This is a genomic window from Streptomyces sp. NPDC005141, assembly GCF_053599975.1.
Map to the genome: position 1 here is coordinate 76,263 of NZ_JBSFYW010000021.1, position 19,902 is coordinate 96,164.

The 19,902-nt window shown below is 71.2% G+C and carries 15 protein-coding genes, 2 tRNA genes and 2 pseudogenes; 10 read left to right on the forward strand and 9 right to left on the reverse strand.

Annotation, left to right across the window (positions count from 1 at the left end; genetic code table 11):
- Window positions 1-377: 377 nt before the first annotated feature.
- The 3 genes from ACWD68_RS18795 (at window position 378) to ACWD68_RS18805 (ending at window position 3,995) form a co-directional block, all read left to right on the forward strand.
- Entirely contained in the window at window positions 378-1,589 is a 1,212-nt protein-coding gene (locus tag ACWD68_RS18795; protein WP_451807585.1) for an MFS transporter, read from the forward strand.
- A 205-nt stretch (window positions 1,590-1,794) separates the two neighbouring features.
- Window positions 1,795-1,868 (forward strand) — tRNA-Pro (locus ACWD68_RS18800).
- A 255-nt stretch (window positions 1,869-2,123) separates the two neighbouring features.
- Window positions 2,124-3,995, forward strand: coding sequence for an ABC transporter ATP-binding protein (locus ACWD68_RS18805; protein ID WP_451807535.1), 1,872 nt, complete (start codon window positions 2,124-2,126; stop codon window positions 3,993-3,995).
- Window positions 3,996-4,017: 22 nt separating this feature from the next.
- Here ACWD68_RS18805 and ACWD68_RS18810 read toward each other — a convergent pair whose 3' ends face one another.
- From ACWD68_RS18810 to ACWD68_RS18820, 3 genes are all read right to left on the reverse strand, one after another.
- Window positions 4,018-5,751 carry a GAF domain-containing protein gene (locus ACWD68_RS18810; RefSeq protein WP_451807536.1) on the reverse strand — a complete coding sequence of 578 codons (1,734 nt, stop codon included), beginning with the start codon at window positions 5,749-5,751 and terminating at the stop codon, window positions 4,018-4,020.
- Window positions 5,752-5,867: 116 nt separating this feature from the next.
- Window positions 5,868-6,680 carry an SAM-dependent methyltransferase gene (locus tag ACWD68_RS18815; RefSeq protein WP_451807537.1) on the reverse strand — a complete coding sequence of 271 codons (813 nt, stop codon included), beginning with the start codon at window positions 6,678-6,680 and terminating at the stop codon, window positions 5,868-5,870.
- A gap of 148 nt (window positions 6,681-6,828) precedes the next feature.
- Complete coding sequence (locus ACWD68_RS18820) at window positions 6,829-7,176, reverse strand: DUF3140 domain-containing protein (RefSeq protein ID WP_451807538.1); 348 nt, start codon at window positions 7,174-7,176, stop codon at window positions 6,829-6,831.
- Between the two features lie 296 nt (window positions 7,177-7,472).
- Between ACWD68_RS18820 and ACWD68_RS18825 the strand changes: the two genes are divergently transcribed.
- From ACWD68_RS18825 to ACWD68_RS18835, 3 genes and pseudogenes are all read left to right on the forward strand, one after another.
- The gene (locus ACWD68_RS18825; RefSeq protein WP_451807539.1) at window positions 7,473-8,660 is read left to right on the forward strand and encodes a thiolase family protein; all 1,188 of its coding nucleotides are present in this window, start codon (window positions 7,473-7,475) and stop codon (window positions 8,658-8,660) included.
- A gap of 11 nt (window positions 8,661-8,671) precedes the next feature.
- A pseudogene (locus tag ACWD68_RS18830) lies at window positions 8,672-8,881 on the forward strand (AMP-binding enzyme); the annotation flags it as partial.
- 151 nt (window positions 8,882-9,032) lie between these two features.
- Window positions 9,033-9,806, forward strand: coding sequence for a sulfite exporter TauE/SafE family protein (locus tag ACWD68_RS18835; RefSeq protein WP_451807540.1), 774 nt, complete (start codon window positions 9,033-9,035; stop codon window positions 9,804-9,806).
- Between the two features lie 27 nt (window positions 9,807-9,833).
- Here the strand turns inward: ACWD68_RS18835 and ACWD68_RS18840 are convergent, their stop codons facing one another.
- Window positions 9,834-10,700, reverse strand: coding sequence for an HAD-IIA family hydrolase (locus ACWD68_RS18840; protein ID WP_451807541.1), 867 nt, complete (start codon window positions 10,698-10,700; stop codon window positions 9,834-9,836).
- A 71-nt stretch (window positions 10,701-10,771) separates the two neighbouring features.
- Here ACWD68_RS18840 and ACWD68_RS18845 point away from each other — a divergent pair, with 71 nt between their 5' ends.
- On the forward strand, window positions 10,772-11,518 hold the full coding sequence (locus tag ACWD68_RS18845; RefSeq protein ID WP_451807542.1) for a cobalt-precorrin-6A reductase: 747 nt from the start codon (window positions 10,772-10,774) through the stop codon (window positions 11,516-11,518).
- A gap of 115 nt (window positions 11,519-11,633) precedes the next feature.
- Here the strand turns inward: ACWD68_RS18845 and ACWD68_RS18850 are convergent.
- From ACWD68_RS18850 to ACWD68_RS18860, 3 genes and pseudogenes are all read right to left on the reverse strand, one after another.
- A pseudogene (locus ACWD68_RS18850) lies at window positions 11,634-13,753 on the reverse strand (MDR family MFS transporter).
- 76 nt (window positions 13,754-13,829) lie between these two features.
- On the reverse strand, window positions 13,830-14,600 hold the full coding sequence (gene cobF / locus ACWD68_RS18855; protein ID WP_451807543.1) for a precorrin-6A synthase (deacetylating): 771 nt from the start codon (window positions 14,598-14,600) through the stop codon (window positions 13,830-13,832).
- Between the two features lie 194 nt (window positions 14,601-14,794).
- Window positions 14,795-15,319: a DUF309 domain-containing protein gene (locus tag ACWD68_RS18860; RefSeq protein ID WP_451807544.1), complete on the reverse strand. Its 525-nt coding sequence runs from the start codon at window positions 15,317-15,319 to the stop codon at window positions 14,795-14,797.
- Between the two features lie 100 nt (window positions 15,320-15,419).
- On the opposite strand from ACWD68_RS18860, the gene ACWD68_RS18865 reads away from it, so the two are divergent.
- Window positions 15,420-15,493 (forward strand) — tRNA-Pro (locus tag ACWD68_RS18865).
- Between the two features lie 89 nt (window positions 15,494-15,582).
- Here the strand turns inward: ACWD68_RS18865 and ACWD68_RS18870 are convergent.
- Both ACWD68_RS18870 and ACWD68_RS18875 read right to left on the reverse strand, forming a co-directional pair.
- Complete coding sequence (locus ACWD68_RS18870; protein ID WP_451807545.1) at window positions 15,583-16,119, reverse strand: NUDIX hydrolase family protein; 537 nt, start codon at window positions 16,117-16,119, stop codon at window positions 15,583-15,585.
- 71 nt (window positions 16,120-16,190) lie between these two features.
- Window positions 16,191-17,243, reverse strand: coding sequence for a DUF2235 domain-containing protein (locus tag ACWD68_RS18875; RefSeq protein WP_451807546.1), 1,053 nt, complete (start codon window positions 17,241-17,243; stop codon window positions 16,191-16,193).
- Window positions 17,244-17,446: 203 nt separating this feature from the next.
- Here ACWD68_RS18875 and ACWD68_RS18880 point away from each other — a divergent pair, with 203 nt between their 5' ends.
- Both ACWD68_RS18880 and ACWD68_RS18885 read left to right on the forward strand, forming a co-directional pair.
- Window positions 17,447-18,619, forward strand: coding sequence for a caspase family protein (locus tag ACWD68_RS18880; protein ID WP_451807547.1), 1,173 nt, complete (start codon window positions 17,447-17,449; stop codon window positions 18,617-18,619).
- Window positions 18,616-19,902 carry a hypothetical protein gene (locus ACWD68_RS18885; RefSeq protein ID WP_451807548.1) on the forward strand — a complete coding sequence of 429 codons (1,287 nt, stop codon included), beginning with the start codon at window positions 18,616-18,618 and terminating at the stop codon, window positions 19,900-19,902. Before ACWD68_RS18880 ends, ACWD68_RS18885 begins: the two co-directional genes overlap by 4 nt.

A 19,902-nucleotide genomic window follows, 5' to 3' on the forward strand; every position in this document is an offset into this window, starting at 1 on the left:
GTACCGGCTCTGCGGACCGCGGTTCGGTGGGGTGCGGTTCGGTGGGTGTCGGAGTGGCCGGGGGCGCCTCGGGCGACGGTGGCGCGGTGGGGTACGGCTCTGCGGACCGCGGTTCGGTGGGGTGCGGTTCGGTGGGTGTCGGAGTGGCCGGGGGCGCCTCGGGCGACGGTGGCGCGGTGGGGTACGGCTCCGCGGACCGCGGTTCGGTGGGGTGCGGTTCGACCGGTGTCGGCGTGGCCCGGCGCGCATCGGCTGAACCGTGGAGTGAGGCATCCTCGGTGCCGGGCTCGGGCCCCGTCCGGCCTGACATCGTTGCCGACCTGCCGCCGCGGCCCGTCTGGTCGCGCGATTTCGCCCTGTTCTTCGTGGCGCGCGCCATGGCCCGGCTCGGCGACACCATGCTGCCGGTGGCCCTCGCCGCGGGACTGCTGCAGTACGGGTACGGGGTGGGCGCCGTCGGCATCGCCATGGCCGCGTCGGCCGCCCCCTTCGCCGGACTGGTGATCTTCGGCGGAGTGATCGCCGACCGGTTCAGCACCCGCAAGCTGATGATCGGCGCCGACCTCGTGCGGCTGGTGGCCCAGGCGCTCGCCGCCGCCCTGTTCTTCGCCGACCACGTGGTCCTCTGGCAGATCTGCGTGATCGGCGCGGCCAACGGCGTGGCGGGCGCGGTCTTCCAGCCCGGCGTCGCCAGCACCGTGCCGCGCCTGGCCGCCGACGTGCAGGGGGCCAACGGCGCCATCCGGATCGCCGAGTCCTCCGCCCAGCTCGCCGGCCCCGCCCTGGCGGGTCTGCTGGTCGCGTTCGCCTCCGCCGGCGGGGTCTTCGTGGCCCACGCCGGCACCTTCGCGCTCAGCGCCCTGTGCCTGCTGCTGCTCCGGCTGCCCCCGGCCCCTCCCGGAAGCCGGGCGCACAGCGGCAGCTTCAAGGCCGATCTCGTCGAAGGATGGCGGGAGTTCAGATCCCGCACCTGGCTGTGGGCCGTCATCGTCATCTGGTGCGTCTACATGATCTCCGTCTGGGGCCCGACCGTCCCGCTGGTGGCGACCGAGGTGGTGCGGGAGCACGGCCCGCGCGCCTACGGCCTGATCAACTCCGCTCTCGGCGCCGGCACCGTCATCGGCGGGCTCGTCGCGCTGCGACTGCGTCCGCGCCGCATGCTGCGCGCCGGTTCCTTCGCCCTCTTCGCCTTCGCGTGCTTCCCCGCGTCCGTCGGAGCGGGGCTGGGCGTGGCCGCCATGTCGGCGGGAGCGGTGATCGCCGGAGCGGGCACGTCGCTGTGGGGCGTGATGTGGGCGACCAGCGTGCAGACGCAGGTCGCGCCCGACGTCCTCAACCGCATCCACGCCTACGACGTAGCCGGGTCCCTGGCGATGATGCCCGTCGGTCAGGCACTCGCGGGACCCGCCGCCGCGGCCCTCGGCGCCGACAACGTCCTTCTCATAGCCGGTGTCATGACCCTCGTCGTGTCCACGGCCCTGCTGTCGGTGCCCGCGGTCCGCAATCTGGTGCGCGCCGACGGCCCAGTGGCCCTGGGGCAGCGGGAACCGGTCACCCCGGTCCGGACGGGTCGGGGCAGGTCGGGCTAGGCACGGCCGTGCTTCGCCGAGATCGCCGTACGGGGATCACGTGACCTCGATCGGCCTCCGGGCGGCACCGGACGCGTGCCGCCCGTCCGCTTCCGCGCGGCGCAGACCGCCCGGTCGGCGGAAAACGGGTGCGCGACCACCGTCACGAGTGCGGTATTGTTTCCGTGCACGTCCAGCCAGGGGAAACCCCAGGTCAGACGGGCACCGGGACGTGGCGCAGCTTGGTAGCGCACTTGACTGGGGGTCAAGGGGTCGCAGGTTCAAATCCTGTCGTCCCGACTTTTTGAGTCGTGGTTCAGAGGCCGTTTTCTCAGCGATGAGGAAGCGGCCTCTGTCGTACCCGGCCACCGTCGTCCGGCCCTCTCCGACCGAGCTCGCACAGGGTGTCCGGGACGGCCCGATGGCCGAGAAAAACGCTTGGACCGCGGGGACACCGTCACGGGACACTGCAAGTCCTGGCCTGCCCATATGCGGACATCGCCGTCTTCGTGAACGGCCGCGTGGCGGGCTGCCGTACGACGACACAGGGTTGGGATGGCATCGCCTGAATCGCGCAAGGCTCTACCGGGCAGGGGCTCCGTGCTCCTCGCACTCCGTTACTACGGAAGGGAGTTGGGACGGCTCCGGCGGCTGACGGTGCCCGCCATGCTGATGCCGGCGCTGGGCAACATCGGCATCGGCTACATCGCGCCGCTCATCGTCGCGAAGCTCGTCGGCCGCATCGCGGGCGACGGCAGCGGTATCTCCATCGGCGCGGCGCTGCCCTACGTCCTCGGCTTCGGCGGCGTGCTGCTGCTGGCGGAGGCGTTCTGGCGCCTCGGTCTGCACTGCCTGAACCGTCTGGACGCCCTGGGCATCGAGCAGTTGTACGTGATCGGCATGGACGAACTGTTCGCCAAGGACGCCTCGTTCTTCCATGACAACTTCGCCGGATCGCTGACCAAGCGGGTGCTGAGTTTCGCCTCCCGCTTCGAGGAATTCGTCGACACGATGACGTTCCAGGTCGTCGGCAGCCTGGTGCCGCTGGTGTTCGGATCGGTGGTGCTGTGGCGCTACGAACCGCTGCTCGTCGTCGGGCTCCTGGTGATGATCGCCGTGACGGGACTGTGCGTGGTGCCCCTCATCCGCCGTCGCCAGGCACTCGTCGAGCAGCGCGAGGAGGCGATCGCCCGGGTCTCGGGCCACGTCGCCGACAGCCTGATGAACATGGACACGGTCCGGGCCTTCGCCGCCGAGGAACGCGAGGCGGCCGAACACCGGTCCCGCGTCGCGGTCTCGCGGAGGCTCACCCTGCGGTCGTGGGACTACGGCAATCTGCGCATCGACACCCTGGTCGCGCCGATGTCCGTGCTCACCAACGCGCTCGGCCTGCTGCTCGCGGTCGCCCTCGGCGGGGGCGGGCACGGCGTGGAGGCGGTCGTGGTCGCCTTCACCTACTACGCCAACGCGACGCGGATCATGTTCGAGTTCAACCAGATCTACCGCCGTCTGGAGAGCTCGATGACGGAGGCCGCCCAGTTCACCGAACTGCTGCTGACCCCGCCGACCGTGCTCGACCCGGTCGCTCCGGAGCCCCTGCTGTCCCGCGCCGCCGACGTCCGCTTCGAGCGGGTGACCTTCACGCACGGGGGCGCGAAGCCGCTCTTCACGGGGCTCGAACTGGCCGTACCCAGCGGGGCGAAGATCGGTCTGGTCGGACGGTCCGGCGGGGGCAAGACCACGCTCACCCGGCTGCTCCTGCGGATGACGGACATCGACGACGGGCGCATCCTCATCGGCGGCCAGGACATCAGCAAGCTGCGCCAGGCCGACCTGCGCAGCCTGATCGCCTACGTGCCCCAGGACCCGGCGATGTTCCACCGCACGCTGCGGGACAACATCGCCTTCGCCCGGCCGGACGCCGGCGACGCCGAGATCCGCCGCGCGGCCGAGGCGGCGCACGTCACGGAGTTCGCCGACGCGCTGCCCGACGGATTCGACACCATGGTCGGAGAGCGCGGCATCAAGCTGTCCGGCGGCCAGCGCCAGCGGGTCGCCCTGGCCCGCGCGATCCTGCGCGACGCGCCGATCCTGCTGCTCGACGAGGCGACCAGCGCCCTGGACTCGGAGAGCGAGATCCTCGTCCAGGAGGCGCTGTGGCGGCTCATGGAGAAGCGCACGGCGCTCGTGGTGGCGCACCGGCTGAGCACGGTCGCCACCATGGACCGGCTCGTCGTCCTCGACCGAGGGCGGATCGTCGAACAGGGCACGCACCAAGAGCTGCTCGCGTCGGACGGCGCCTACGCCAAGCTGTGGCGGCACCAGTCGGGCGGCTTCATCGACGACAGCCCCGCACCGGCCGACCGGCACTCGACGCGGGCTCCGGGGCCGGGCACGGTGACCTCGGGGCCCGGGCCGGCCCGGTGACCTCGCCGGGAGAGCCCGACGGTCAGGCCGGGTCGTCGTGGAGCAGCGGCACCGTCCACTCCAGGACGGTGCCGCTCGGCTCGTTGGACGCCAGGGCGCACGTGCCGCCGAGGTTCTCGGCGCGGGTGCGGAGATTGCCGAGACCACTGCGGCGGGTGACGCCGGGGGCGATGCCCCGGCCGTTGTCCGCCACCCGCAGCCGCAGCGTGGTTGTGGTGGCCTCGGCCGTGACCTCCACGGCGGTGGCGTGGGAGTGCCGGGCGGCGTTCGACAGGGCCTCCCGCACCACCGCGAGCAGGTGTTCGCGCTGCTCGTCGGACACGTCGGTGTCCAGCAGGCCGCTCATGCGCAGGGCGGGGGCGAAGCCGAGCGTCTCGGCCGCACGGCCCACCTCGGTGACGAGCCGGGCGCGCAAGCCGGTGGCGCTCGACCGGTCGCTCTCGCGCAGGGCGTAGATCGTGGAGCGTACGACCTTGATCGTGTCGTCGAGATCGTCCACGACCCGCTGGACGCGTGCGGCCACGTCGGGCCGGTCGGTGAGCCGGTTGAGCACCGACTGCAGGCTGAGCCCGCCGGCGAAGAGCCGCTGGATGGCCAGGTCGTGCAGGTCGCGCGCGATGCGGTCGCGGTCGTTGAGGACGAGCAACTGCTCCGCGTCGCGCCGGTGTTCGGCGATCTCCAGGGCGAGCGCGGCGTGACCGGCGAACCCGGCGATCATGTCGATGGTGGCGTCCGGGAACGCGGTGCCGCCCTGACGGTTCGCGACCTGGAGAACGCCGCGCACCCGCTCCTGGGTGCCCAGCGGAATCACGAACGCCGGGCCGAGGTCGAGGACCGACGCGCTGCCCGTCCCGGTGCGCGGGTCCTGGCTGAGCGACGTACTGACGATTCTCTCGCCGGAGGCGAACACCTTGGCCGCCAGACTCGTTCCGTCCGGCAGGGCCAGCCCCCGCACCTGGTCGGCGTCGCGTCCCTCGGCGGACTCGATGACCAGGTCCGTGGTGCCGGTGACCGGCAGCGCCAGGGTCACCAGATCCGCGTCGGACAGTGCCCGGACCGTCGCGGTGAACGCATGCAGGACCTGGGCCGGATCGACGCCGGACAGCAGGGTGCGGGTCAGTTCGCTGCTCGCGGCCAGCCAGCGCTCGCGGCGCCGGGCGTCGTCGTACAGCCGGGCGTTGTCGATGGCCACACCGGCCGCCGCGCCCAGCGTGCGCAGTACCGCCTCGTCCTCGGCGTCGAACGCGGCCCCGCCGTGCTTCTCCGTGAGGTACAGATTGCCGAAGATCTTGTCGCGGACCTGTACGGGGGTGCCGAGAAACGTGGTCATCGGCGGGTGCCCGGGAGGGAAGCCGACGGAGTCGGGGTGGTCGCTCAGGACGGGGAGCCGCAGTGCGTGCGGCTCCCGGATGAGCAGGCCGAGGATGCCCTCTCCCCGGGGGTAGTACCCGATGCGGGCGATGGTCTCCTCGTCGATCCCCACCGTGATGAACTGCTTGATGCCGCCCTCGTCGCCGAGGACACCGAGCGCCCCGTAGCGGCAGTCGACGAGCTGCACCGCGGACTCCACTATCTGCCGCAGGACCACGTCCAGGTCGAGGTCGCTGCCGATCGCGAGGACCGCTTCGAGAAGGGTGTGCACCCGGTTCTGGGTGCCGCGCACCCGCTGCACCTGCTCCTGCAGGTCCTCCAGCAGGGCGTCGAGACGGAATTGCGGTACCGACGGCTCCTCCGGAAGGTGCGCGCCCCGGTCCATACGTGTTCCCCTCACTGCCGCCCGTCGGAGTCATGATGCCCGACCGGCCTCACCCGCGGTCGAGCACCGGTGCGGAACACGACGTAGCCCCGGCCCGAGCCCGAGCCCCGGAATCTCTAGCGCTTGAGGCCGACCCCGCCGTACAGGGAAACCGGCTCGTCGCCGATCGGGGTCTCGCCCTCCGCGAGTTCGGGGCGCCAGTCCTTCACGGAGACGACGCCCGGCTCGACCAGGTCAAGTCCCCTGAAGAAGAGGCTCACTTCGGCGTGCGAACGGCCCACCAGGGTGACTCCGCCGCGCGCGTAGTGCTCGATGCCCCGCCGCACGTTCTCCGGCTCGAAATCGGCGGTCATCGCGGACAGCGCGAGGCAACTGCCCGGCGCCAGTGCGTCGACCAGGGTCTCCACCAGCTCGTACGCGCCACTGTCGTCGGAGATGAAGTGCATCAGCGCGATCAGCGACAGGGCCACGGGGCGGTCGAGGTCGAGCACCCGCGCGGCCTCGTCGAGGATCTTCGCCGGCTCGTGCGCGTCCGCCTGGACGTACCGCGTCACGCCCTCCGGGGTACCGCGCAGCAGCGCCTCGGCGTGGGCGAGGACGATCGGGTCGTTGTCGACGTACACCACCCGTGCGGCAGGAGCGGTGGTCTGCGCGATCTGGTGGAGGTTGGGTTCGGTGGGAATGCCGGTGCCGATGTCGAGGAACTGGCGGATTCCCGCCGTGCGGACCAGATGGCGGGTGGCCCGCTGCATGAACCAGCGGTTGCTGCGCGCGGCCCGTCGGGCGCCGGGATCGAGCGCCGTGATCTGCTGTCCGAGCCGCTCGTCGACGGGGTAGTTGTCCTTGCCGCCCAGGTACCAGTCGTACACCCGTGCCGGATGTGGCTTGCTGGTGTCGATCCGGTCCGCGGTGGACTCCGTCCCCGTCATGCGGCAACTCCCTGCTTCGCTGGGCTTGTTCACCCCGTCAACCCGTGTCCGGCGGGGTGCGTGAGCAGTCTGCCAGCCGCGTGGGGTGCGGGGCCTAGGACAGTCGATCCTCGGCCACCCGGCGGTCGGCGCGCCCGTGGAGCGGTTCTCACCGGTCCGGCTTCAGCGGATCGTGACCCAGCGCCATGAGGCGGTGGCGCAGCCGTACGTCTCCGGCCCCGGGTCCGCCGTCCTCGTCCTCGCCGTCCTCCTCGGCGGAGACGATGTCCACCACCTCGTACATGATCCGGATGTCGTCGTCGGTGAGATCCGTACGGCGCTTCTGGAGGATCTCGAGCACATGGCGGCCGGTGGACGGGCCCGTCTCGGCGGGCGGCGGCTCGCTCCGCTCCCCGGCGTCGCCGACCCGCAGCCAGGCCGCGAGTTCCTGGGAGGTCATGTTCACCACGCGGTGGAACTCGTCCCACAGCGCGTCGAGCTCGACGGCGTCGGTCATGGCGTGCCCCTTCGGTGTTCCCGTGGGTCTGCTTCGAGACGAGGAGCGGCGCCGAGGGTCCCTCCGAGCCGCCCCGTCCTCACGTCTGCCCGGGGTGCCCCACTCCATGCGGGTGCGGGTGCGGGTGCGGGCGGGGTGGGCGTGGACGTGGGCCGGGTGAGGGGGAGGGTGCGGGTGTCCGGGGACGGATGGGTGGATACCGGCCGCCGGGGGATCTTCCCAAGGGCCCGGTGCGGCGGCTATAGTCCAAAACTAGCAGTGCTAATTAATTTCGGTGTTCCGTCAGGAGTCCTGTCGTGCGTCCCGTCCACTTCGCGGCCGCCCGCCGCACGCCCATCGGCAAGCTGCGCGGGGCCCTGTCCTCCGTGCGGCCCGACGACCTCGCCGCGAGCGTCATCCGCGGTCTCGTCGCCGAGGTGCCCACGCTCGACCCCGCCCGCGTCGACGACGTCTACTGGGGCGCCGCCAACCAGGCCGGTGAGGACAACCGCAATGTCGCCCGGATGGCCGCGCTGCTCGCCGGTCTGCCCGACACCGTGCCGGGCGCCACCGTCAACCGGCTCTGTGCCTCCGGCCTCGAGGCCGTCACGACGGCGGCCCGCGCCATCGCCTCCGGTGAGGCCGAGATCGTGCTCGCCGGCGGCTCCGAGTCGATGAGCCGGGCCCCCTTCGTCCTGCCCCGCCCGGACGAGGCGCTGCCGCACCGCATCGAGACCGTCGATACCCGGCTCGGCTGGCGGCTGGTCAACCCCGCGATGAAGGAACTGCACGGCGTCCTGTCGATGGGGGAGACCGCGGAGGAGGTCGCCGAGCGGTACGGCGTCTCGCGCGAGCGTCAGGACGCGTTCGCGCTGCGCAGCCACCAGCGTGCGGCCGACGCCCGCAAGAACGGGTACTTCGACGCCGAGCTGCTTCCCTTCGAGCGCCCCGACGGTGTGGTCGTCGACAGCGACGAATGTGTACGCGAGGACACCTCGCTCGACAAGCTGGCCCGCCTCAAGCCGGTGTTCCGCGCCGGCGGCACGGTCACCGCGGGCAACGCCTCTCCGATGAACGACGGCGCCGCCGGTGTGCTGCTGGTCAGCGAGGAGGCCCTGAACGAACTCGGGCTGGAATCGCTCGGACGGTATGTCGCCGGCGCCTCGGCCGGCGTCGATCCCGACGTCATGGGCATCGGCCCCGTGCCCGCGACCCAGAAGGCGCTCGGACGCGTCGGCTGGAGCATCGGCGACATCCAGGAGGCCGAGTTCAACGAGGCGTTCGCCGCCCAGGCCCTCGCCTGCGTGGACCGCCTCGGCATCGACCCGGACCTCGTCAACCCGACCGGCGGCGCCATCGCCCTCGGCCACCCGCTCGGCTGCTCGGGCGCCCGCATCCTCACCACCCTGCTGCACCGTATGCGCCGCACGGGCGCGGCGCGTGGCCTGGCCACGATGTGCGTCGGCGTCGGGCAGGGCAGCGCCGTCCTGGTCGAGCGGCACTGACGCCCCGGCCGCCCCGACCCGCCAGCGGCACTGACGTCACGTGCGCGGTCGTCGTGCGCGCCGGGGACGCCTCGGCGGAGGCGGCCGACATCACCGACTGGTCCAAGGAACACCTGGGCCGTCACAAGTACCCGCGCCGTGTGGAGTTCACCGACGCCATACCGCTCGGCCCGAGCTTGAAGGTCCTCAAGAGGGAGCTGCGCACGCGGTACACCGGGTGACCCGGGGGCCGGCCCGGTGCACGGTGCGACCCAGGGCCGGTCCGTACATGGCGTCACCCGGGGCCTGGCCCGTACATGGCGTCACCCGGGGGCCCCCTGGCGAGACCCTCCTTACCCGGGCGAGTTGCGTGGGCATAGCATCGGCCCCCGCATGAACACGATGACGCTCTGGCACATATCCACCGGCGAGTTCGCCGCTCTCGCCGCCGCGGCTCTGCTCGTCGGCTTCTCCAAGACCGCCGTCAGCGGAGCCAACACGGTCAGTCTGGCGATCTTCGCCGCCGTACTGCCCGCCCGCGCCTCGACCGGTGTCCTGCTGCCCCTCCTGATCGTCGGCGACGTGCTCGCCGTCCTCACCTACCGGCGCCACGCCCACTGGCCCACGCTGTGGCGCCTGTTCCCGGCGGTCGCCGCCGGTGTCGTCCTCGGCACGGTGTTCCTGGTCTGGGCCGACGACGCGGTCGTACGGACCTCGATCGGCGCGATCCTGCTGCTGATGGCCGGAGTCACCCTGTGGCGTCGCCGGGCAGCCGTCCAGGACGAGGAACCCGACTCGGTCGTGACCCGCACCGGACGCGTCAAGGCCCGTTCCTACGGTGTACTCGGCGGCTTCACCACGATGGTCGCCAACGCGGGCGGCCCCGTGATGTCGATGTATCTCCTCTCCGCGGGCTTCCGGAAGCTCGGCTTCCTCGGCACCTCCGCCTTCTTCTTCCTCATCGTCAACGTCTCCAAATTGCCCTTCAGCGCGGGCCTCGGCCTGATCGACGGCCACTCGCTGCTCCTGGACGCGGCCCTGGCGGCCTTCGTCGTGCCGGGGGCGCTGATCGGGAAATGGGCGGTGAACCGCATCAACCAGCTGCTCTTCGAGCGACTGGTGATCGCGGCGACGGTGGTGGGCGGAGTGCAGCTGCTGCTGCCCTGAGTCCGGGCCTCCGGGACGCCCCCGGTGCTACCGGGGAGCGGCGGAGGCCAGCAGGCGCGGGAGGTCCGCGAAGGAGTCCAGGACGTGATCGGGCGTGCCGTCGGCCGCCCGATGGCTCTCCGGCAGGTACTTCCCGGTCCTGACCAGGACGCCGGTGATGCCGGTGCGCTGCGCCGCGAGGACGTCCGACTCGATGTCGTCGCCGATCATCAGCGCCTCGCCGGGACCGACCCCGAGACGCGCCAGCGCCGTCTCGAAGAACGCGGGCGACGGCTTCCCGGTGATCTCCGCCTCGGTGCGTGCCGCCCGTTCGAGCCCCAGCAGGAACGCGCCGCCGTCGAGCTGGAGCCCCCGGTCGGTCCGCCAGTACAGATTGCGGTGCATGGCGATCAGCCGGGCACCCCGCTGGAGATGGCCGAAGGCCCGGTTCACCGCCGCGTACCCGAACTCGGGACCGGCGCCCCCCACCACGACGACATCCGGGACGCTGGTGCTGGTGCTGGTGCTGGCGTCAGCGCCCTGTCCGGTGGCCCGGCCGGACGTGTGCCCCTCCCCGTCGTCCGCGTTCTCCTCGACGAGGTGCACGCCTTCGAGATCCTCACGGATGTCGCCGCTGTTCAGCAGAGCGCACCGGGCGCCCGGATGGTGCTCGGCGAGATACGCGGCGGTGACGGCGGGCGCGGTGAGGATGTCGGCGGCGTCCACCGGGAAGCCCGCTCCGGCCAGCGTGGCGGCGATGGAAGCGCGGGTGCGGGACGTCGTGTTGGTGACCAGAGCGATACCGAGGCCCGCGTCGCGGATCCGCCCCAACGCCTCGACCGCGCCGGGAATCGGCTCCCACGAGACGGTGAGAACACCGTCGATGTCGATCAGGACCGCACGCACCGCATCCATGCCAGGACGATACCGACCCACGGCGACCGGGGCATGCGCACAGCCGTTCCCGTACCCCGTACGCTCGCTCCATGTCCCCGCACGTCCTCCTCCTCGGCGGCACCACCGAGGCCCGCGAACTCGCCGCCGAGCTGGCGACGCGCCCCGGCGTGCGGGTGACGACCTCGCTGGCGGGCCGGGTGTCCCGGCCGGGAGCGCTCGAAGGGGACGTACGGATCGGCGGGTTCGGCGGGACGGACGGACTCGTGCGCTGGCTGCGCGAGCACCGGGTCGACGCCGTGGTCGACGCGACGCACCCCTTCGCGTCCGGCATCACCGCGAACGCGGCACGGGCCGCGGCGGCCACCGGGATTCCCGCCGTGGTGCTGCGCCGCCCCGGCTGGAGCCCCGGCCCCGGCGATCGCTGGCACCCGGTGGACTCCCTCGCCGAAGCCGCCGCGCTGCTGCCCGGGCTGGGCCGCCGTGTCTTTCTCACCACGGGCCGCCTCGGTCTCGCGGCCTTCGCGGATCTCGTCGGCCTGCACTTTCTCGTACGTTCGGTGGAGGCCCCCGAGCCGCCGTTGCCCGCGGACACCGAAGTGCTGCTCGCGCGCGGTCCCTTCACTCCGGACGACGAGACGCGCCTTCTCCGAGGGCATCGCATCGACGTCCTGGTGACCAAGGACAGCGGTGGAGCCGCGACGGCGGCGAAACTGACGGCTGCCCGCGACCTCGGCCTCCCCGTGGTCGTCGTACGCCGACCGCCCCTCCCGAAGGACGTGAGCGCGGTACCGGACGTCGCGTCGGCGCTGGCCCTGCTCGACCTCGGCCATGGATGACGGGCCTCCGGGCCCGGCGCACGGCCGCCTGACACAGTTCGGGTATCTCGTCCCGGCTCTCGGTCGCGATGGCGCTTGGCGTACCGCTGTTCGCGGTGGGTCGGGCTCCGGCCGGTCAACTCGTCGTGGCTGAGGCCGGTTCCGGGGTCCGGCTGGGCAGACCCTGGCTCAGGTCCTCGACGAGAAGACGCTTGGCGATGGTGTCGACGGCGGCGCGCAGTTCCTCGCCGGACGGGCGGCCGAGATCCAGCTCCACGCGCCCGGCGAGCCATTGGCCCCAGGCCTCGCTGATCACCCGTGCCTCGCGCTCGCCCGCCTCGGTGTGCGAGAACAACGAGCCGTGACGGCTCAGATAGCCCTCCTCGACCATGCGGTTGAACACGGGGACGAGTACCTCGGGCGGCAGATGGCGCCGGGCTGCGATCAGCGCGAGGTTGGCGTGGCCGACCATGCGGCCGAACAGCTCCACCTGCATCACGGCCCAGGCGCCCGCCACATCCAGCCGCGTGTCGGATTCGGTGATGATCCGGCGCGCGGTGTCCAGCTCGGTGGTACCGATGATCTTCCCGACCGAGGCCTCCAGCAGCCGCTGGGAGTCCGCGGTGGACGGCGATGCGAAGCCCTCGCCCATGTCCGTCGACCCCATCCGCGCGCTGTCGCGCAGCTCCACCTGCTTGAGGAAGAGCGCCACGACGAAGCCGAGGACCGCGACCGGAACCGTCCACAGGAACACCGTGTGGATGGTGTCGGCGTACGCGTCGATGATGGGCCGGGCCGCTTCCGGTGGCAGTCTGTGCAGCCCTTCCGGACTCTGCGCCGCCTTGGCGATGACGGCCGGCCGGGCCGCTCCGGTCTCCGTGGCGGCTCTGACTCCCTCGGCCAGGTTCGGCTTCAGCGCGTTGGTGTAGATCGTGCCGAAGACCGCCGTACCGAACGAACTGCCCAGCGTACGGAAGAAGGTGACACCGGACGTCGCCGTGCCGAGGTCGGTGTACTCGACCGTGTTCTGCACGACGATCGTCAGCACCTGCATGCACAGCCCGATCCCGGTGCCGAGCACGAACATGTACAAGGACTCCAGCCAAGCCCCGGAGTCCGGCCCCATCCGTGACATCAGGTACAGCCCGACCGCCGTCACCAGGGAGCCGACGATGGGGAAGATCCGGTACTGCCCGGTCTTGCTGACCACGTTGCCGCTGAAGATCGACGCGATGAGCAGCCCCGTCACCAGCGGCAGGGTGCGCACACCGGAGATCGTGGCCGAATCCCCGTCGACGTACTGCAGATACGTCGGCAGATACGTCATCGCGCCGAGCAGGGCGAAGCCCACGATGAAGCTGAGGATCGAGCACACCGTGAAGACCGGGTTGGTGAACAGCCGCATCGGCAGCATCGGTTCGGCCGCGCGCGTCTCCACCCAGCAGAACAGGCCGAGCGCGATCACACCGCCCACGAAAAGGCCGATGATGGTCGGCGATGCCCAGGCGTACTCGTTGCCGCCCCAACTCGTCCCGAGGACCAGGGCGCTGGCGCCGACCGCGACGAGCGCGATGCCCAGGTAGTCGATGACCGGCCGGGTCACCGACTTCACAGCGGGGATGGTGCGGGCCGCGGCGATCACCACGACGATCGCGATGGCACGTTGATGTAGAACGCCCACCGCCAGGTGAGATGGTCCGTGAACAGTCCGCCGAGCAGCGGCCCGATGACCGTGGCCACCCCGAACACGGCGCCGATCGCGCCCTGGTACTTGCCCCGCTCGCGCAGCGGGATGACATCCGCGATGAGCGCCGTGGCGGTCACCATCAGACCGCCCGCGCCGATGCCCTGCATCGCTCGCCAGGTGATCAGCAGCGACATGTTCGTGGCGAGACCGCAGAGGAACGAACCCGTGATGAAGATGATCGCCGACACCTGGAAGACCACCTTGCGGCCGAACAGGTCGCCGAACTTGCCGACCAGTACCGTGGACACGGTTTCGGCCAGCAGATACGCGGTCACCACCCACGACATGTGCTCCGCGCCACCCAGATCCGACACGATCGTCGGCAGCGCGGTGCCCACGATCGTCTGGTCGAGCGCCGCGAGCAGGATGCCCAGCACGATCGTCGCGAAGACGATATTGCGGCGCCGTTTGTCCAGCACCAGGGCTCCGGGCGCCCCGGCCGCGGGTGGCGCCGTATCCTCCGTGATCGTCACAATCGCCACCCTCACACCGGTGGGCTCCCCGTGCATGCGGGGCGACCCGCCCGGTGTACCGGCCGAAAGTCTCCTGGCCCCGGACCCGGTCCGGGGCGTCACAGCCGGCGGACTACGCCCGCGGATTCCGGCGCAGCAGGTAGGTGTCCATGATCCAGCCCTTGCGCTCCCGGGCCTCGGCGCGCAACCGCTCGATACGGGGGGCCGCCTCGGCCAGCGGACCGGAGGCGAGGATCTCGTCGGGTGTGCCGATGTAGGCGCCCCAGTAGATGTCGATGTCCTCGTCCGCGTACTGCCGGAACGTCTGGTGGGCGTCGAGCATCACGACCACGTCGTCCACCCCGTCGGGGAAGCCCTCCGCGAGGCGCCGCCCGGTGGTGATCTGCACGGGCCGGGCGACCCGGTTGAGCCCCGTGCGGTGCCGGGCGACGAGCGCCGAGACGCTGCTGATGCCGGGCACCACGTCGTACGAGAACTCCACCGTGCCCCGGTCCAGGATCTCCTCCAGGATGCCGAGCGTGCTGTCGTACAGAGCGGGATCGCCCCAGACAAGGAACGCGCCGCTCTCGTCCTCGCCCAGCTCCTCGGCGATGAGCCGCTCGTAGATGGCGGCCCGGGCGCTGCGCCAGTCCCCGACGGCCGGCGAGTAGGCCGAGCCCCCTGCCGTCCGGTCCCGGTCCGGGTCGCGGGCCTCGACCAGGCGGTACGCCCCCTCGGGTACGTGCGCGTCGAGGATGTCACGGCGCAGCTGGACGAGGTCCGATTTCACCTCGCCCTTGTCCAGGATGAAGAACACGTCCGTGCTCCTGAGCGCCTTGACCGCCTGCAGCGTGAGCTGATCGGGGTCGCCCGCACCAATGCCGATGACATGAATCTTTCGCACACCCAGAGTCTGCCGCACGCCACTGACAGTGGACGCACCGCACCCGGCGGAGCCCGTTCGCGAGCGGGCGGCGCTCGGCCGGGGCGCCGACGGGCCGCGTGGTCGGGCGTCGACGTCGTACCTGATCCGGTGGGGCGGCGTGCCTGGTCGGGCACCGGCCTCGTACCTGGTCGGGCGCCGGGGTCATGCGCTTCTCAGGCGTCCCGTCCGCGCAGCCGTGGTGACGACCCCGCCGCGTCGACCGGCCCGCCGTCGCCCTCCACGACGGCCGCCAACTCCCGTGCCCAGAGAACGAGTTCCGCGAGGTCCAGGTCGTACGGACGCGGCCGACCCGCCCCCGACGTCCACTCCTCGACCGCCCCGGCGCCGCGTCGCAGCAGCCGTGCGCCGCCCGTCGTGTTTCCCCGGGCCGCGTGGGTGAGCCCCACGGCGAGCTGGGCCAGCCCGCGCCAGAGCCCGCGCTCGTCCTGCGGACCGGACTTCCAGGCGTCCTCGAAGACCTCGTGCGCGTGGAACGGCCTGCCCGCGTCCAGCAGCGCCTGTGCCTCGGCGACCGTCGCCTCGGGACCGCGCACGACACCCTCCGGCTGGCGCTCCACGCCGTCCGCGCCGTACGGCAGGGGGCGCCCCAGTCCGTCGCGGGGCCGGGCGTTCCGTGCCCGCCCCTCGGTGTCCCGGTCACGTCCGTCGTACTGCCGCGTCTCAGATGTCCCGCTCATACGCCGATTGTCCCGCGCCCCGTCCCCCTGCGGAGCAGCCCCCCGGCGTGGGGTAAAGTTCTGTTCGCACGATCACGCGGGTCACCGCGGGTGAACGCACCGGGACGTGGCGCAGCTTGGTAGCGCACTTGACTGGGGGTCAAGGGGTCGCAGGTTCAAATCCTGTCGTCCCGACTTGCATACACGCAGGTCGTAGGCCGTTTCCGCTGTCGCGGGAACGGCCTTCTCGCTGTTCCGGTCCGGTCCGGTCCGGTCCGGTCCGGTCAGGAAAGACGTCCGACATGCGCCAGCGCCTGCCTCAGCAGCACGCCCTGGCCGCCGGGCATGTCGTCCGCGACCACCGGTGAGGCGGCCTCTTCCGGGCTGAACCAGACCAGGTCGAGGGCGTCCTGCCGGGGGCGGCAGTCGCCGGTCACGGGGACGATGTAGGCGAGGGACACGGCGTGCTGGCGGGGGTCGTGGAACGGCGTGACCCCCAGCGTCGGGAAGTACTCGGCGACGGTGAAGGGCTGCAGGGAGGCCGGGATCCGGGGGAGTGCCACCGGGCCGAGGTCCTTCTCCAGGTGGCGCAGCAGGGCGTCGCGGACCCGCTCGTGGTGCAGTACCCGGCCGGAGACGAGGGTGCGGCTGACCGTCCCGTCCGGACCGATACGGAGCAGCAGCCCGATGTGGGTGACTTCGCCGTTGTCGTCGACGCGCACCGGTACGGCCTCGACATACAGGATCGGCAGGCGGGAGCGGGCCGATTCCAGTTCATCACGGGACAGCCAGCCGGGCGTGGTTTCGGTCAAGTCAGACATTGCTTGATCATACTTTCCGTGCGTCCGCTGCGGGCGTGATGCTCCAGGTCAACGATGCCCCACGGCAAGGGTCATTGCGTATCCCTCGGGGTCAGCCAGGCGGTGTCGGCCCAGAGAGCCGTCGACGGAATCCGGTCCCGGTAGCGCGCGTCGCGTGTGCGGACGCTGGCGTGAACCTGGGCATCCGCGGGCAGCTTCCGGCGCCGGTAGGTGAGCAGGGCCCAGATCCGGCCCATCCGGTGGATCCGGCCCATGGCGTCATCGGGGACCAGGGTCACCTCGCGGGCGTACGCCCCCTTCTTCAGGAGGACACCCGCGTCGAGGGCGCCGTCCACGATCCACTTGAGGGCGACTGTCGCAGTCCGGGGATCGTCGTCGAAGGTGCCGCCGACATCCGAGTGGACCCCGGCGAACCACACCTGCTCGACCAGTCCGGGCGCCGGGCGCTTGCCGTCGCCCGGTTTCACGAGGTACTCGCGATAGGGCCTGCGCTTCTCGTCGACGGACACGGCGTGGCGGATGTGCGCGACGTTCGGGACCTGCCGGGTATAGGGCCACCGCAGGTTCCAGCGCAGCACGCCGGCCGCCTTCACGGAGTCCCAGATCCCGAGATAGGCGACGGAGATGCCGACGCGGCCCTCGACCGCGTTGCTGAAGGCGCCCGCGAAATGGTGGAGTTGGTCCCAGTCCTGCCGGGTCCAGTCCTTGTTCCTGGCGTACACCGACACCGCGTACGGGACGAGGTTCTCCATTCCGGGACGCATCAGCCCGACCGCTTTGAGCATGCCCACGAGCGCACGGGCCGTGTACGCGCCCCGGCTGAATCCGAAGACGTGGATGTGGTCGCCCGGCTGGTAATGAGCCATCAGATACGTGTAGGCCTCGGCCAGGTTGGCCTTCATGCCGGAACCGAAGGCGAGGCCGAGGAGCTTCGACAGGCGGCGGCCCACGGGGGTCCACGCGCCGGCCGCGGAGAAGGTGCCGACGCCCGGGTCGTAGTAGGCGATCTGGCGGACGGGATCGGAGAGGTCCAGCATCTCGTAGAGCCGGACGACGTTGGTGTTCCCCTTCGCCTTCACCTGGTTGCCGGTGCCGTCGAGGCAGATGACGAGGTTCTTGGGCATGCCGGGCCTCACGTTCACCGATCGGTCGAGACCTCGATGGGCCAGGAGGGAAGGGCCGGGGGACGGGCCGAAATACGGGACAGGGATAGAGCGGGGCATATCAGGACATAAAGAGCGTCCAGAAATATAATAGAGGAAATGCTGCCGGCGGGCGGTTCTCGGCTCCGCGGCAGTCTCCGGCTCAGTCGGGTTCCGGAGGGGCCATGGCCGGTTCCGTGATCCACCTCGAAGAGGACACCGGTCTTCCACGCACCCACGCACTGGTGATCGGTGTCGGCAAGTATCCGCATCTCGCCGGTGGTGAGGCGCCGGTGGCGGACTCGGACGGAATGCGTCAGCTCAGCTCGCCCCCGCTCTCCGCACGCGCCCTCGCGCACTGGCTGCTGGCCGAGTACAACGACCCGGCGCGACAGCTCGGCAGCGTCGCCCTGTTGTTGAGCGAGGAACAACCGGCCCCCTTCACCGACCCCCGCACACGCACCGCGCACGACGTCGACGCCGCCACCATCGACAACATCCTCGCCGCGGTCACCGGGTGGTTCGACCGCGGCGACAGTCACGTCGACAACCGGCTCGTCTTCTACTTCTGCGGACACGGCGTCTCACAGGGCGACGACATGGCGCTCCTGGCCGCCGACATCTTCGCCGACCGGCACAACCCCCTCAACGGCGCACTGGACTTCGCGGCACTGATGAACGGACTCAAGCGGTGCAAGGCCGGCCAGCAGGTGTTCTTCGTCGACGCCTGCCGGTCCAACTCCGATGTGCTGATCGAGAGTTCGGGCACCCGGTTCGCCGGACGCTCGCCACTCGGTGCCGGGTCGCGACCGCTCGATCTCCCCAGACGGTTCCACATCCCGTACTACGCCACCCTCGCCGGGGACCGGTCGCACGCGCGCCCCGGACAGGTGAGCCTGTTCACCGAGGCGCTGCTCAGGAGTCTCGGCGGGGCGGCGAGCGACGACCCCGAGGGCGACTGGCGGGTCAACACCTCCCATCTCCTCGAAGCGATCGACCACTTCATGCACCAGCCGCAGTTCGCCGGAGCCGTCGCCGGCGTCCAGGTCCCCTCCGTCGGCGAACTGCCCGTGTTCGTCCTGCACGAGCTGCCCGGCCCGCCCGTCGTCCCGGTGTACGTGGGATGTGAGCGCGCCCATGAGAACGCGGAGGCCGAGTTCGTCTGCCGCGAGGGCGGCCGCGAGCGGCTGCGGCGCCCGGCCGGAGCCGTCGGAGAGGCGGACCCGGAGAGCGAGTGGGCCATCGAACTCCGCTTCGGCGAATACGACTTCGAGGCACGGCTCGGCGACCAGGACGTGCGGACCAAGTCCATCACCGTACGGCCGGTCTTCCGCCGGGTGCAGCTGGTGAAGCCATGAACGCCGTGTTGCGTGTCCGGGTCGTGCTCAGCCTCGACGAGAACGACGTCTCCGACGGGGCCAAGGTGGTCGGCAACATCTATCCGGCCGACGGCGCCGGAGTCGCCCACCGGGGCGTCCTCTTCCCCTGCGGTGCTTCGGCGCGGCCGGCGCGCTACGAAGTCGTACCGGGCCGCTACCTCGTGACCGCCACGCTGCCCTCCGGCGTCGTCCTCACCAAGGACGCCGAAGCCCGTGAGGGCATCGACACCTGTGTGACGCTGTGCACCGAGCGCTCGCCCTACGCGTCGCACTCCTGGCAGTACCTCATGGGCAACATCGAGTCGTACGGCGACTACCACGACGGCGAGGCGATTCCGGTGCCCCGCTCCCAGGGGTCGCGCTCCGGCGTCTGGGAGTGGGAGTCGGTCGTCGAACCCGGCCACGCGGCCTGGGTCGGCGACCCGAAGCCGTCGAGCCGGCAGTTCGCCACGATGCTCGGCGTGGCCGAGAAACCCTCCCGGCGACCGGTCGTGTTCGAGATCGCCCACTCCGCGCCCCACTCCGTGCCCAGCCTCGATCTGGGCGACGCGGCGGCGCGGCTCTACCGCTTCGGCCCGGACGGTCCGGTCGACGAGCGGGGCGAACCCACCATCAAAGGGGCCACCATCGGACCGCGGCAGTTCCTCGTCGTCTCGCTGGCCGGCAGCGAGTACGTCGTCACCCTGCCCGCGCCCTGGGGAACCGCCCAGATCGAGGTCCTCGTCAACGAGCGCCAGAGCCCGACCGGCAGCGCCGTCTCGGTGACCGTGCGCGACAGCCGTGTGGGACCCGCCCTCGGCTACATGGTGCGCGGAGCCTTCGACGCCGCCGCGACCCTCGTCCACGACGCGGAGGCCATGCTCTACGACGAGTTGACGAACCCGCTCGCGGCCATGGCCGGGGCCTACGTCCTGATCGGCAGCGAACTGACCGACCGGCCGCACCGCTGGGACCCGTGGCTGTCCCGGCTGCGCCACGAGTTCGACTGGATGAGCGACGGATCCCTGCTGTGGGCCATGCGCCATCTGCGCCGGGCGCACACCGAGACGGAACGCCAGGCGGCGCGGGACGCGCTCGTGGAGGCCTTCGACCGGGGGGTGCCCGTCTTCACCCTCGGCCTGAGCCGTCTCATCCACGGACTCTCCGAGTTCCCCGACGACCCGGAGTGCGCGGCGCGGCTCGATCAGGCCCGCCGTCTTTCCTGGCGCGTCGACACCCGTGAGCCGTTCGTCGTGGTGTCGCTGCACGGGAGATCGCAGTGA

Coding starts and splice junctions, on each gene's coding strand:
- ACWD68_RS18795 (WP_451807585.1), top strand. CDS start 378: ATGGCCCGGCTCGGCGACACCATGCTGCCGGTGGCCCTCGCCGCGGGA.
- ACWD68_RS18805 (WP_451807535.1), top strand. CDS start 2,124: ATGGCATCGCCTGAATCGCGCAAGGCTCTACCGGGCAGGGGCTCCGTG.
- ACWD68_RS18810 (WP_451807536.1), bottom strand. CDS start 5,751: ATGGACCGGGGCGCGCACCTTCCGGAGGAGCCGTCGGTACCGCAATTC.
- ACWD68_RS18815 (WP_451807537.1), bottom strand. CDS start 6,680: ATGACGGGGACGGAGTCCACCGCGGACCGGATCGACACCAGCAAGCCA.
- ACWD68_RS18820 (WP_451807538.1), bottom strand. CDS start 7,176: ATGACCGACGCCGTCGAGCTCGACGCGCTGTGGGACGAGTTCCACCGC.
- ACWD68_RS18835 (WP_451807540.1), top strand. CDS start 9,033: ATGAACACGATGACGCTCTGGCACATATCCACCGGCGAGTTCGCCGCT.
- ACWD68_RS18840 (WP_451807541.1), bottom strand. CDS start 10,700: ATGGATGCGGTGCGTGCGGTCCTGATCGACATCGACGGTGTTCTCACC.
- ACWD68_RS18845 (WP_451807542.1), top strand. CDS start 10,772: ATGTCCCCGCACGTCCTCCTCCTCGGCGGCACCACCGAGGCCCGCGAA.
- ACWD68_RS18860 (WP_451807544.1), bottom strand. CDS start 15,319: ATGAGCGGGACATCTGAGACGCGGCAGTACGACGGACGTGACCGGGAC.
- ACWD68_RS18870 (WP_451807545.1), bottom strand. CDS start 16,119: ATGTCTGACTTGACCGAAACCACGCCCGGCTGGCTGTCCCGTGATGAA.
- ACWD68_RS18875 (WP_451807546.1), bottom strand. CDS start 17,243: ATGCCCAAGAACCTCGTCATCTGCCTCGACGGCACCGGCAACCAGGTG.
- ACWD68_RS18880 (WP_451807547.1), top strand. CDS start 17,447: ATGGCCGGTTCCGTGATCCACCTCGAAGAGGACACCGGTCTTCCACGC.
- ACWD68_RS18885 (WP_451807548.1), top strand. CDS start 18,616: ATGAACGCCGTGTTGCGTGTCCGGGTCGTGCTCAGCCTCGACGAGAAC.